Origin of the sequence: Streptomyces sp. NBC_01622 (genome assembly GCF_045209635.1) — a bacterium.
Classification (GTDB): domain Bacteria; phylum Actinomycetota; class Actinomycetes; order Streptomycetales; family Streptomycetaceae; genus Streptomyces.
In genome coordinates this window covers 4,183,840-4,196,944 of the sequence record NZ_CP109293.1, presented here as the reverse complement: position 1 = coordinate 4,196,944, position 13,105 = coordinate 4,183,840, and the positions used below count along the sequence as shown (strand labels likewise).

Sequence of the window (13,105 nt, the reverse complement as noted above, 5' to 3'; positions counted from 1 at the left end):
CAATAGGGACGGCTTTCCTGAGGAGGCACTCGATGCGTGGAGCCACGCACGCCAAATGGGCCGCTTGCGCGGCGGCGGCAGCCCTCGCGGCGACCGCCTGTGGGAGCAGCGGCGGCAGCAGCAGTGGCGGCGGCGGTGACGGCAGCGCGGTGCTCAGTGCCTCCTGGGGAGACCCGCAGAACCCGCTGGAGCCGGCCAACACCAACGAAGTACAGGGCGGCAAGGTCCTCGACATGGTCTTCCGCGGCCTGAAGCGGTACGACCCGAAGACCGGCAAGGCCGAGGACATGCTCGCCGACAAGATCGAGACCACGGACTCGCAGAACTTCACGGTCACCATCAAGAGCGGCTGGAAGTTCAGCAACGGCGAGGCCGTCACCGCGAAGTCCTTCGTCGACGCGTGGAACTACGGCGCCAGCCTCAAGAACAACCAGAAGAACGCGTACTTCTTCGGGTACATCGACGGCTACGACAAGGTCCACCCCGACAGCGGTTCGCAGTCCGCGACCGCACTCTCCGGGCTCAAGGTGACCGGCACCGACACTTTCACCATCAAGCTCACCCAGAAGTTCTCCACCTTCCCGGACACCCTCGGCTACGCGGCCTACTCGCCGCTGCCGTCGACGTTCTTCTCGGACCACGCGGCCTGGGTGAAGAAGCCGGTCGGGAACGGGCCGTACACGATCTCCTCCTACACCAAGGGCTCGCAGATGGAGCTCAAGAAGTGGGACGGCTACACCGGCGCCGACAAGGCGCAGAACGGTGGCGTGACCCTCAAGGTCTACACCGACAACAACACCGCCTACACCGACCTGATGGCCGGAAACCTCGACCTCGTCGACGACATCCCGGCCTCGCAGCTCAAGAACGTCAAGAGCGACCTCGGCGACCGGTACATCAACACGCCCGCCGGGATCATCCAGACGCTCGCGTTCCCGTACTACGACAAGGACTGGAACAAGAGCGGCTCGGAGAAGGTCCGCCAGGGGCTGTCGATGGCCATCAACCGGGACCAGATCACCACCACGATCTTCCAGAAGACCCGCACCCCGGCCACCGACTGGACCTCCCCGGTGCTCGGCACCGAGGGCGGCTTCCAGGACGGGCTGTGCGGGGACTCCTGCAAGTACAACCCGACCGAGGCCAAGAAGCTGGTCCAGGAGGGCGGCGGGCTGCCCGGCGGCCAGGTCAAGATCACATACAACGCGGACACGGGCTCGCACAAGGAGTGGGTGGACGCCGTGTGCAACTCCATCAACAACGCGCTCGGCAACGACAAGGCGTGCGTCGGCAACCCGGTCGGCACCTTCGCCGACTTCCGCAACCAGATCGGCCAGCACAAGATGACCGGGCCGTTCCGGGCCGGCTGGCAGATGGACTACCCGCTCATCCAGAACTTCCTCCAGCCGCTCTACTACACCAACGCCTCCTCCAACGACGGCCAGTGGTCCAACAAGGACTTCGACAAGCTCGTGAACGAGGCCAACGCGGAGACCGACACCGGCAAGGCGATCAAGCTCTTCCAGCAGGCCGAGGGTGTCGTACGGGACAACATGGCCGCCATCCCGCTCTGGTACCAGAACGGCAGCGCGGGCTACTCCGACCGGCTCTCCAACGTGGCGCTCAACCCGTTCAGCGTCCCCGTGTACAACGAGATCAAGGTCGGCTGAGCCCGCATGGGACGGTACGTCGTCCGGCGGCTGCTGCAGATGATCCCGGTCTTCATCGGCGCCACCCTGCTGATCTTCCTGATGGTGGACGTGATGGGCGACCCCATCGCGGGCCTGTGCGGCGACCGGCAGTGTGACCCGGCGACGGCCGCCCAGCTCGAGAAGGAGTTCGGCCTCGACAAGCCCGTGTGGCAGCAGTACCTGACCTACCTGGGGAACATCTTCACCGGTGACTTCGGTACGGCGTTCAACGGCCAGAAGGTCACCGAGCTGATGGCGACCGCGTTCCCGGTCACCATCCGGCTAACCATCGTGGCGATCTTCTTCGAGATCGTCATCGGCATCACGCTGGGCGTGATCACCGGCCTCAAGCGCGGCCGCCCGATCGACACCAGCGTGCTGCTGTTCACCCTCGTCGTGATCTCCGTCCCGATCTTCGTCACCGGTCTGGTGCTCCAACTGCTGCTCGGCGTGGAGTGGGGCTGGATCAAACCGTCGGTGTCCACGGAGGCGACGTTCGGCGAGCTGATCGTGCCGGGCCTGGTCCTGGCCTCGGTCTCGCTCGCCTATGTCACCCGGCTGACCCGGACGTCCATCGCGGAGAACCGGCGCTCCGACTACGTCCGTACAGCTGTCGCGAAGGGCCTGCCAAGACGCCGGGTGATCACCCGCCACCTGCTGCGCAACTCGCTCATCCCCGTGGTCACCTTCATCGGCACCGACATCGGCGCCCTGATGGGCGGCGCGATCGTCACCGAGCGGATCTTCAACATCCACGGCGTCGGCTTCCAGCTCTACCAGGGGATCGTGCACCAGAACACGCAGACCGTGGTCGGCTTCGTGACGATCCTCGTCCTCGTCTTCCTGGTCGCCAACCTGCTCGTCGACCTCCTGTACGCCGTACTCGACCCGAGGATCCGCTATGCCTGAGCAGCCGTTCGAGCCGGATCGCGCCATCGCCGGGACCGGCATGGGCGGGGCGATGGACCTCGCGACGAGCGAGGCGGAGACGCTCGAAAAGACACCGGGCGGCCCGGAGGGCACGGGCCCCCAGGAGAAGCCCCGCAGCCTCTGGTCCGACGCCTGGCGCGACCTCCGCCGCAACCCCGTCTTCATCATCTCCGCGCTCGTCATCCTCTTCCTGGTGGTCATCTCCCTCTGGCCGTCCCTGATCGCCTCCGGCAATCCCCTCAAGTGCAACCTCGCAAAGGCCCAGGAGGGCTCCCAGCCGGGCCATCCGTTCGGCTACGACGGCCAGGGCTGCGACGTCTACACCCGCACGGTCTACGGCACCCGTACGTCGGTCACGGTAGGCGTCCTCGCCACACTCGGCGTCGCGATCTTCGGCTCGGTGCTGGGCGGACTGGCGGGCTTCTTCGGCGGAATCTGGGACTCGATCCTGTCCCGCCTGACGGACATCTTCTTCGCGATCCCGGTGGTCCTCGGCGGTCTGGTCCTCCTGTCCGTGGTGACCAGCAACACGGTCTGGCCGGTCATCGGCTTCATGGTGCTGCTCGGCTGGCCGCAGATCTCCCGCATCGCCCGCGGCTCGGTCATCACCGCCAAACAGAACGACTACGTCCAGGCCGCCCGGGCACTGGGCGCCTCCAACTCCCGCCTCCTGCTGCGGCACATCACCCCGAACGCGGTCGCCCCGGTGATCGTCGTCGCCACCATCGCGCTCGGCACCTACATCTCGCTGGAGGCGACCCTGTCCTACCTCGGCGTAGGTCTGAAGCCGCCCACGGTCAGCTGGGGCATCGACATCTCCTCGGCCTCCGCCTACATCCGCAACGCCCCCCACATGCTCCTCTGGCCGGCCGGAGCCCTCGCGATCACCGTCCTCGCGTTCATCATGCTCGGCGACGCGGTGCGCGACGCCCTTGACCCGAAGTTGAGGTGAGGGGGCGCGTGGTGGCGCTGGAGGTGTGTGGTCTGCGGGGGGTTCGCGTCGGGGCGGTTGCTTCGTGTCTACGGGGGCTGGTGTTCCGGTCCCTCACGGGAGCGCCGGGTGCGAGCCGTCGCCGGGGCCGGGTCCCTGTGGGGGGTCGGGCGCGGGCTGTTGACGGGGCGACGGGCGTGGGTGCGCTGTCCGCCGGGTGCGCCTCGGCTGCGCGGATGGTCGCCGGGGCCGGCTGTTCCTCGCGGGGCGATGCGATCTGCGACGCCGGGCGGCCCGAGGTCGAGGTGACGGCGCGTGGGCGCGGGAGGCGTGCAAGTCGCGGGCGGGGGTGGGCCGTTGGCGGTACAACGGGCGCGCTCTCGGCCCCCGGACGGTCGGTGGGCCGCGATGGTGCCGGTGGTCGTCGGGGCCGGCTTTTCACCGCCGGGCGACGCGGTCCGCGGCGCTCGTCGGCCCGAGGGCGAGGAGACGACGTGGTGGTGCTGGAGGTGTGTGGGGCGCGGTCGCATCGGTTCGATGCGGGTGGTCGGCCATGGGCCGTTGCCGGCGCGATGGGCGTCGGCGTGATGTCCGCCTCCGATCGCTCGGTGGGCCTCGGCTGTGCCGGTGATGGCGTGCTGGTGCGGGAGGTCCGCGGTGCGCCGGCCGCTCGGTGTGCTCCGGTCGGACCGGCCCAAGTCGGGGCCGAGCTCGGTGTGTTCGGCGGCGCGGTGTGCGGCGCTTCTGATCCGAAGGTGAGGTGACCGGCGTCATGCTGCTCGAAGTGCGGGATCTGCATGTGGAGTTCAGGACCAGGGACGGGGTCGCCAAGGCCGTCAACGGGGTCAACTACAGCGTGGACGAGGGGGAGACCCTCGCCGTGCTGGGGGAGTCGGGGTCCGGGAAGTCCGTGACCGCGCAGGCCGTCATGGGGATTCTCGATGTGCCGCCGGGGAAGATCACCGGCGGCGAGATCCTGTTCCGGGGCAAGGATCTGCTGAAGTTCAAGGAAGAGGAGCGGCGCAAGGTCCGCGGCGCCGAGATGGCGATGATCTTCCAGGACGCGCTGTCCTCGCTCAACCCCGTGCTCTCCGTGGGCGACCAGCTCGGCGAGATGTTCGTCGTGCACAAGGGGATGTCGAGGAAGGACGCTCGGACCAAGGCCGTCGAGCTCATGGAACGGGTGCGGATCCCGGCCGCCAAGGAGCGTGTCCGGGACTACCCCCACCAGTTCTCCGGCGGTATGCGCCAGCGCATCATGATCGCGATGGCCCTGGCCCTCGAACCCGCGCTCATCATCGCCGACGAACCCACCACCGCCCTCGACGTCACCGTCCAGGCCCAGGTCATGGACCTGCTTGCCGAGTTGCAGCGCGAGCTCAACATGGGGCTCATCCTCATCACCCACGACCTCGGAGTCGTCGCGGACGTCGCCGACAAGATCGCCGTGATGTACGCCGGACGGATCGTCGAGTCGGCCCCCGTTCATGACATCTACAAGGCACCCGCCCACCCGTACACCCGCGGTCTGCTCGACTCCATCCCGCGCCTCGACCAGAAGGGCCAGGAGCTCTACGCCATCAAGGGCCTCCCGCCGAACCTGATGCACATCCCGCCCGGCTGCGCCTTCAACCCCCGCTGTCCGATGGCCCAGGACGTGTGCCGGACCGATGAACCCGAGCTGTACGAGGTTGATCAACACCGGGGCAGCGCCTGTCACTTCTGGAGGGAGTGCCTCAATGGTTGAGCCGATCCTGGAAGTGAGTGGACTGGTCAAGCACTACCCGTTGACCCAGGGCATCCTGTTCAAGAAACAGGTCGGTGCCGTCAAGGCTGTTGACGGTGTTGACTTCACGCTGGGCAGAGGAGAGACCCTCGGCATCGTCGGGGAGTCCGGCTGCGGCAAGTCAACTGTTGCCAAGATGCTGGTCAATCTTGAGCGGCCGACCGAGGGGTCGATCAAGTTCAAGGGCGAGGACATCAGCAAGATGTCCGGCCGCGCCCTGAAGGCCGCCCGCCGCAACATCCAGATGGTGTTCCAGGACCCGTACACCTCCCTCAACCCCCGTATGACGGTCGGCGACATCATCGGGGAACCGTACGAGATCCATCCCGAGGTGGCGCCAAAAGGCGACCGGCGCAGGCGGGTTCAGGATCTGCTGGACGTCGTGGGGCTCAACCCCGAGTACATCAACCGCTATCCGCACCAGTTCTCCGGCGGCCAGCGCCAACGCATCGGCATCGCACGCGGGTTGGCCCTGCGCCCCGAGGTGATCGTCGCCGACGAACCCGTCTCCGCGCTCGACGTCTCCGTACAGGCCCAGGTCATCAACCTCCTCGACCGGCTCCAGGACGAGTTCGACCTGTCGTACGTCTTCATCGCCCATGACCTGTCGATCGTCCGGCACATCTCGGACCGGGTCGGGGTGATGTACCTCGGACGGATCGTGGAGATCGGCAGGGACGAGGAGATCTACGACCACCCGACGCACCCCTACACCCAGGCGCTGCTGTCCGCGGTCCCCGTGCCCGACCCGGACGCGCGCGAGCACCGGGAGCGGATCATCCTGTCCGGCGATGTGCCGTCCCCGACGAACATCCCGTCCGGCTGCCGCTTCCGCACCCGCTGCTGGAAGGCGCAGGAACGCTGCTCGCTGGAGGTGCCGCTGCTCGCGGTACCGGCCGAGTTCCGGCTCGCGAGCGGGCCCGCCGCCCACGACTCGGCCTGTCACTTCGCGGAGGAGAAGACGGTCGTACCGCCGGAAGCGACCCCGGGCGATCTTGGAAACGGTGCGGAATAACCGCACAAACAGGCATCAACCGCGTTAACACACAGGCAACTCGGCCGACCCGATCTCGATATACGGACACGTCAACCTGAACAACGTACGGCCGTGCGGGTGCCGTAAACGGACCGGGGCGCGCCATGTCGCCCCGGTCCGTTGCCGTACCTACGCCAGGCCGAGAGCGCGCCGTAGGAAGTCCACTTGGAGCAGCAGCAGGTTCTCCGCGACCTGTTCCTGGGGCGTCATGTGGGTCACCCCGGACAGTGGCAGCACCTGGTGCGGGCGGCCGGCGGCCAGCAGTGCCGAGGACAGCCGCAGGGCGTGCGCGACCACCACGTTGTCGTCGGCGAGGCCATGGACGACCATCAGCGGGCGGTGCGGTTCGGCGGGCGAGGACAGGCCGTCGTCCGTCACCAGACTGCTCTTCGCGTACGACTCCGGGTCCTTGGCCGGGTCGCCGAGGTACCGCTCCGTGTAGTGGGTGTCGTAGAGCCGCCAGTCGGTGACCGGGGCGCCCGCGATGCCGGCGTGGAAGACGTCCGGGCGGCGCAGCACGGCGAGGCCGGCGAGCCAACCGCCGTACGACCAGCCCCTGATGGCGACCCGGGAGAGGTCGAGCGGGTGGGACTTCGCGAGGTCCTGGAGGGCGTCGATCTGGTCGTCCAGGGAGACCGTGAAGTCGCGGTGGACGGCCTTCTCCCAGGCCGGTGAGCGGCCCGGCGTGCCCCGGCCGTCGGCGACGAGCACCGCGAAACCCTGGTCGGCGAACCACTGTGACGTGAGGTGCGCGTTGTGCGCCGCGACCACCCGGGGGCCGTGCGGACCGCCGTACGGGTCCAGCAAAACCGGGAGCGGACTGCTGCCGTCGTAGTCCCGTGGCATAAGCAGGGCGCACGGGACGCGGCGTGCGCCCCCCTCGGTGAACGTGATGCGCGGGGACATACCGGGGTCTTCGGCGTGCGACGCGATCGTCACCGTCTTCTTGCCCTCGCGCAGCACCTGTACCCGCGTACCCGGCCGGTCCGGCACCGCCGACAGCAGTACGGTCACGCCCTCGGCGCGCACCGCCGAGTGCACGCCGGGTTCCTGCGAGACGCGCTCCAGGCCGAGTTCATTGACCCGGTAGACGTGCACCTCGCCGGTCTCCGGGGCGGGTGCGGCCTCGCCCGCCGAGGCCGCGACCAGCACGTTGTCGTCCGAGACGTCCAGCACCGCGCGGACGTGCAACTGCGGTCCGGTGAGCGGGCGTTCACCGACCGCGAGGACTCGGGCACCCCCCTCGTCGGCGATCCGCACGAGCCGTCCGGAGGGGCTCCAGCACGGCACACCAGGGAAAAGATCAAGCCAAATTGGATCTTCGTCGGCGTGCACCATCCGGGTCGCCCCGGTGTCCGGTTCCACGGCCAGGAACAGCTGGCTGCGCTGGTCCCGCGCCTGCACGAGCAGCAGTGGCGCACCCGCCGCTGACCAGTGCACTCGCGCCAGATACGGGTACCGCGCGCGGTCCCAGACGACCTCCGTGCGCACCCCGTTCAACGCGATCACATACAGCCGTACCTCCGCGTTGGCCGTCCCCGCCGCCGGATACGCGACCCGCCGCGGCTCGCGCTCCGGGTGGGCCGGGTCGGCGATCCACCAGCGCTCCACTGGCGTGTCGTCCACCCGGGCGACCAGCAGCCGGTCCGAGTCCGGCGACCACCAGAAGCCGCGGGTACGGCTCATCTCCTCGGCCGCGATGAACTCAGCCAGTCCATAGGTGACTTGCTCCGACTCCGGCCCGGCGAGCGCCCGGTCGCCCTCGCCCTCGGCTCCCACGACACGAAGGGCGCCACCGGTGACGTAGGCGATGTGTCGTCCGTCGGGGGCAGGGCGGGGGTCGATCACCGGCCCGGGGACGGTGAGTTCACGTGCCGTGCCGGCCCGCAGCTCGGCCGTGAAAAGCCGCCCTGACAAGGCGAAAGACGCCAACTCGACCTCGCTGTCGGTGGCGTAGCCGACGATCCCCGCACCGCCCTCACGGGTGCGCTCGCGGCGCGCCTGCTCCTCGGGCGAGAGGTGCTCCGAGGCGCCGCCCAGGAGGGCGCGCGGGTCGCCCGCCACCCGCTCCCTGCCGTCCGCCGGATCGAGGACCCACAGCGCGTTCACCCGGTCGTCGCCGGAGGTGGAGCGCAGGAACACGACCCGCGAACCGTCGGGCGCCACGGTGAACGCGCGCGGCGCGCCGAGCGTGAACCGCTGGGTACGGGCGTGCCGTCGGGGGAAGGAGTCAGCCTCGGTCGTCATGCCCCGACCATATTGGCCATGCGCCCCCTTGTGCGGCTGTGCGCCGAGCGATGCGCGAGCGCGGATAGTTATGATCACTAGCGCTGCGTGGGTATGAACCTGCTGGCTGCTGTATGGATTTGCTCTACGGATCCACGCCATGGATCCATTGCCCCCATAGTCCGACCCCCCGAGTCCCTGGGATCATTGGAGGTGAGCCGCCGTGGCACTCTCGATTTCGGCGGTGGTGCTGCTGGCGATCGTCGTCTTCCTTCTGGTCAAGAAATCAGGGCTGAAGGGCGGGCACGCGGTCGTCTGTGTCCTCCTCGGGTTCTATCTGGCCTCCTCGACCATCGCGCCCACGATCAGCGATCTCACGACGAACATCGCGAGCATGATCGGCAGCATCAAGTTCTGACGGCCCGCCTTTAGGGTGGGTACATGACGGAACTGCCCGCCCGTCGTCTGCTGCTGGTGCACGCGCATCCGGACGACGAGTCGATCAACAACGGCGCGACCATGGCCAAGTACGCGGCCGAGGGTGCCCTGGTGACGCTGGTCACCTGCACCCTCGGTGAGCACGGCGAGGTCATTCCGCCCGCGTCGCGGCATCTGACGGGTGCCGCGCTCGGGGAGCACCGGGCGGGCGAGCTCGGGGCCGCGATGGACGAGCTGGGGGTCGGTGACTTCCGTCTCCTCGGCGGCGCGGGCCGCTACCAGGACTCCGGGATGATGGGCACCCCGGACAACGACGACCCCGACTGCTTCTGGCAGGCCGACGTCGACGAGGCCGTCGGACACCTCGTCGAGGTGATCCGCGAGGTGCGCCCCCAGGTCCTCGTCACCTACGACCCCGACGGCGGCTACGGCCACCCGGACCACATCCAGGCCCACCGCGTCGCCATGCGCGCTGCCGAACTCGCCGCCGACGCCGGGCAGTCGATCGCCAAGGTCTACTGGAACCGCGTACCCCGGACCGTCGTCGAGGAGGGCTTCGAGCGGCTGCGTGACGCGCTGCCGGAGCTTCCCTTCGCCGCCACGGCCGCCGTGGACGACGTACCGGGTGTCGTGGACGACGGACGGATCACCACCGCGATCGACGGCACCGAATACGCAGCCGCCAAGACCGCCGCGATGCGCGCGCACGCCACCCAGATCGAAGTCGCCCCGGACGAGCCGTACTTCGTGCTCTCCAACTACCTCGCGCAGCCGATCCTCACCACCGAGTACTACGAGTTGGTCAAGGGCGAGGCCGACGGCCCGGCGCCCGAGACCGACCTCTTCGAAGGGCTGGGCCTGTGATGAGCGCCAACCAGGGCGGCGGAAGTCTGCTCGCCCAGCCACTGCAACGGCCTTCCGGGCTACGGGTGTTGGCCTACCTCGGGCTCTTCGTGCTCGGCGCGGTCGTCGGGGCGGCCGGGGCTCTGGTGCAGGGCGGCTGGTTCCCCGCCGGGCTGCTGCTCGCGCTCGCCGGAGCGGGCGGACTGTTCCTCGGCGGAGCGAGAGCGGCCGGCGGGCGGGGCGGGGCCGTGGCGCCCGCGGCCGGCTGGATGGTGGCTGTCGTCCTGCTCACCGCCAGCCGTCCGGAGGGCGACTTCCTCTTCGGCGCGGGAGTCGGTTCCTATCTCTTCCTGCTCGGCGGAATGGCCGTTGCTGTGATCTGTGCCACGTTGGGTTTGGGGCGGCAACCAAGCGGCCCTGACGTCCGACTTGGCAAGTGACGTACCACTTCGCGGTAACGCGCGCGTGCGAGTCCGGTGTGGGTTTCCCCAGCGGCCGTGGGATACCGCCAAGAAGTGGCCAGTATGGTGGTGCGCGCCGCCGAGTCGCCCGTGGGTGTCGGGCGGCGGAGCCAACCGGGAGAACCTGCCTTGAGTCGTGAAACTGACACTCCGTCCTCCGGGCCCGACGGGCGCGGCGGAGCCGCTTATCCCTCGGGGACCCCGCCGTACGGGACGCCCGCGGCTTCCGACGACCGTACGGATGCGGGGCGTTCGGCCGCGCAGCCGGAGGAACGCAAGACCGAGACGACGCTGACGACCCGGATTCGGATCAACATCCCCGGATCGCGGCCCATTCCGCCGGTCGTCGTGCGCACGCCCGTCGCGGACACCGAGTCAGCCGACGGGTCCACGACCGCCGAGACGCAGCTGCCGAGTTCCGCGCTGCCCACGGGCGTCGTCGAACCGACCGCCGAACTCGCCCTGCCCACGCCCGAGGAGAAGACCAGCGACTGGTTCGCGCCACGCAAGTCCGGTCCCGCGAAGGGCGGTCAGGGCGGTGGCGGCACCAACGGCGCGGGAATTCCGGGCGGTTCGGCCGCAGGGACCCCGAGCGCCCCGGGCGCGGATGCTCCTGGCGCGGGTGCCCCGGGTGCGTCCGGGACTGCGCGGCCGACCGGTGCCCGGCCCGGCGGTGTGGTCGGCGCCATGGGCCTGCCGAGCGCTTCCCGGCCGGGCGGCGCGAACGGCGGTACGAACGGTGCCGGGTTCGCCGGTGCCACCGGTGGCGGACCTGTGGCCCCCGGGCACGGCGGCGGCACCGGCTCCTTCGACGTGACCGAGGCGCTGGCGGCGGGCTCGGCGGGCAACGGCTCCCGTCCCAACGGCGGCCCCGGCGAACCGCGCCGCGACGAGCTGCCGTACTTCTCGGAGAACGGGCGCGGCGAGCAGGGCGGCCTTCCCGGAGCCAACGGCCAGGGCGGCGAGCAGGGCGGCTTCCCCGGGCCCGGCGGTCAGGGTGCCCAGGGTGGCTACCCCGGGTCCAACGGCCAGGGATTCGCCGGGACCAGCGGTCACGGCGCGCGCATCGAGCAGTTCCCCGCGCCCGAGGGCCAGGGCATCGACCCCGGCACCCCGGGCGGTCCTGGTGGACCCAGCGGTTTCAACGGCCCGAACGGGCGCGGCGGCCAGGGCGGCCCCGAGGGTCCCGCGGGCCCGACCGGCGGCCCGGTCACCGGCGACGGTCTGATGCTGCCGCCCGGCCCCATGGGCGGAGCACCGGGCGCGCCCAGCGCGCTGAGCGGCTATGTCGACGGCCCGGGCGCCCCGGGTGCGGCTGGTGGCCCCGGCGGCCCCGGTGGTGCGACTCCCGGCCGGCACGGCGGTCGCGGCAGGGGCCCGGGTGGTCCCGGCGGTCCTGGAGGTCCGGGTGCGGGCTCCGGTGGTTCCGGCATGGGACCCGGCGGTCCTGGCGCGGGCCCCGGTGGCCCCGGCGCCGGCCCCGCCATGGGTCTCAGCGGCCCCGGTACGGCCGGCGGTGCGAGTCTCCCCGGCACGATCCCCGGCGGCGGGCTCAGCGACGACACCGCGATCCTCACTCCGCAGAAGCTGGCCCAGCCCGGCATGCCCGGCTACGGCGCCCCCGCCGACCAGGTCTCCGGACACACCGTCACCAGCGGTATGCCGGTCGTCCCGGGCAACGGCACCGCGCCGTTCGGCACGGGCACCCATCCGGACGGACCGCTGCCGCACACGCCCCCGAAGCTGCCCGACCCCGGCTCGGCGCAGAGCGCGCCCGCCGCCAAGAACACCGGCAAGAGCGCGAAGAAAAAGAAGAAGGGCCGCAGCAAGCTGGTCCTGCTCGGCGTCGGCGTGTTCGTCATCGCGGGCGGTGCCTACGGTGCCGGACTGCTGATGAACCACACCGACGTGCCCAAGGGCACCACCGTGCTCGGCGTCGACATCGGCGGTGGCACCCGTGACGACGCCGTCAAGAAGCTCGACGACGCGTTCGGCGACCGGGTGAACAAGCCGCTGAAGCTGTCGGTGGGCGGCAGGACGGTCTCGCTGAAGCCGGACCAGGCGGGGCTGCAGTTCGACTTCGCGTCCACCGTCAGCAAGGCCGCCACCAGCGACTACAACCCGGTCTCCGTGATCGGCTCGCTCTTCGGCCAGGAGCGGATCGTCCAGCCCGAGATGCCGACCGACGAGGAGAAGCTCCAGGCCGCCCTGGCGAACCTCGGGGGCGGCTCCGGCGCCGGTGCGGTGACCGAGGGCACGATCCAGTTCAAGTCGGGCAAGGCGGTCGCCGTCTACGGCAAGGCGGGCAAGGCCATCGACGCGGCCGGCTCCGTCACCGCCGTGGAGGATGCGTACCGCACCGAAGTGGAGACCAACACGGCCACCACGGTGACGGTCCCGACCACCACCAGGCAGCCGACGGTCACGAACGCCGAGGTCGACCGCGAGATGAAGGCCTTCGCGGAACCCGCGATGTCCGGCCTCGCCACGGTCAAGACGGACACGGGTGTCACGCTGCTGCTGAGCCCGAAGAACTCCCTGTGGAAGTTCCTCAAGGTCAAGGCCGTGAACGGCAAGCTCACCGACAGCCCCGACCTGGCCGCCCTCAAGGAGCTCTACGGCAGCCTCTTCGACGGCATCAAGATCACTCGCGCCACCGGCCAGAAGACGGCCGTCACACCCCAGGAGGTCTACATCGCCCTCCGCGGGGCACTGGTCAGCAAGACCGACCGGGTGGGGATCATCGACACGACCCCCAGCTAG

At 69.8% G+C, this 13,105-nt stretch carries 11 protein-coding genes; 10 read left to right on the top strand and 1 reads right to left on the bottom strand.

The annotated features are described in order from the left end of the window. Window positions 1-32 precede the first annotated feature (32 nt). The 6 genes from OH768_RS18765 (at window position 33) to OH768_RS18740 (ending at window position 6,353) form a co-directional block, all read left to right on the top strand. Window positions 33-1,670: an ABC transporter substrate-binding protein gene (locus OH768_RS18765; RefSeq protein WP_406455059.1), complete on the top strand. Its 1,638-nt coding sequence runs from the start codon at window positions 33-35 to the stop codon at window positions 1,668-1,670. Window positions 1,671-1,676: 6 nt separating this feature from the next. Continuing rightward, window positions 1,677-2,600: an ABC transporter permease gene (locus OH768_RS18760; protein ID WP_406455057.1), complete on the top strand. Its 924-nt coding sequence runs from the start codon at window positions 1,677-1,679 to the stop codon at window positions 2,598-2,600. After that, window positions 2,593-3,573: an ABC transporter permease gene (locus tag OH768_RS18755; RefSeq protein WP_406455055.1), complete on the top strand. Its 981-nt coding sequence runs from the start codon at window positions 2,593-2,595 to the stop codon at window positions 3,571-3,573. Before OH768_RS18760 ends, OH768_RS18755 begins: the two co-directional genes overlap by 8 nt. Window positions 3,574-4,046: 473 nt before the next feature. Beyond that, window positions 4,047-4,316, top strand: a complete 270-nt coding sequence (locus tag OH768_RS18750; protein WP_406455053.1) for a hypothetical protein — start codon at window positions 4,047-4,049, stop codon at window positions 4,314-4,316. Window positions 4,317-4,324: 8 nt separating this feature from the next. Next, the gene (locus OH768_RS18745) at window positions 4,325-5,299 is read left to right on the top strand and encodes an ABC transporter ATP-binding protein (protein WP_406455051.1); all 975 of its coding nucleotides are present in this window, start codon (window positions 4,325-4,327) and stop codon (window positions 5,297-5,299) included. Then, window positions 5,292-6,353, top strand: a complete 1,062-nt coding sequence (locus tag OH768_RS18740; protein WP_406455049.1) for an ABC transporter ATP-binding protein — start codon at window positions 5,292-5,294, stop codon at window positions 6,351-6,353. Before OH768_RS18745 ends, OH768_RS18740 begins: the two co-directional genes overlap by 8 nt. A 150-nt stretch (window positions 6,354-6,503) precedes the next feature. Here OH768_RS18740 and OH768_RS18735 read toward each other — a convergent pair whose 3' ends face one another. Continuing rightward, on the bottom strand, window positions 6,504-8,621 hold the full coding sequence (locus OH768_RS18735) for a prolyl oligopeptidase family serine peptidase (RefSeq protein ID WP_406455047.1): 2,118 nt from the start codon (window positions 8,619-8,621) through the stop codon (window positions 6,504-6,506). 202 nt (window positions 8,622-8,823) lie between these two features. On the opposite strand from OH768_RS18735, the gene OH768_RS18730 reads away from it, so the two are divergent. The 4 genes from OH768_RS18730 (at window position 8,824) to OH768_RS18715 (ending at window position 13,105) form a co-directional block, all read left to right on the top strand. Continuing rightward, window positions 8,824-9,018 carry a hypothetical protein gene (locus tag OH768_RS18730; protein ID WP_019058412.1) on the top strand — a complete coding sequence of 65 codons (195 nt, stop codon included), beginning with the start codon at window positions 8,824-8,826 and terminating at the stop codon, window positions 9,016-9,018. A gap of 23 nt (window positions 9,019-9,041) precedes the next feature. Then, entirely contained in the window at window positions 9,042-9,902 is an 861-nt protein-coding gene (gene mshB, locus OH768_RS18725; RefSeq protein WP_406455045.1) for an N-acetyl-1-D-myo-inositol-2-amino-2-deoxy-alpha-D-glucopyranoside deacetylase, read from the top strand. Next, entirely contained in the window at window positions 9,902-10,321 is a 420-nt protein-coding gene (locus tag OH768_RS18720) for a DUF6113 family protein (RefSeq protein WP_406455043.1), read from the top strand. The genes mshB and OH768_RS18720 overlap by 1 nt, the downstream gene beginning before the upstream one ends. A gap of 150 nt (window positions 10,322-10,471) precedes the next feature. After that, on the top strand, window positions 10,472-13,105 hold the full coding sequence (locus tag OH768_RS18715) for a hypothetical protein (RefSeq protein ID WP_406455041.1): 2,634 nt from the start codon (window positions 10,472-10,474) through the stop codon (window positions 13,103-13,105).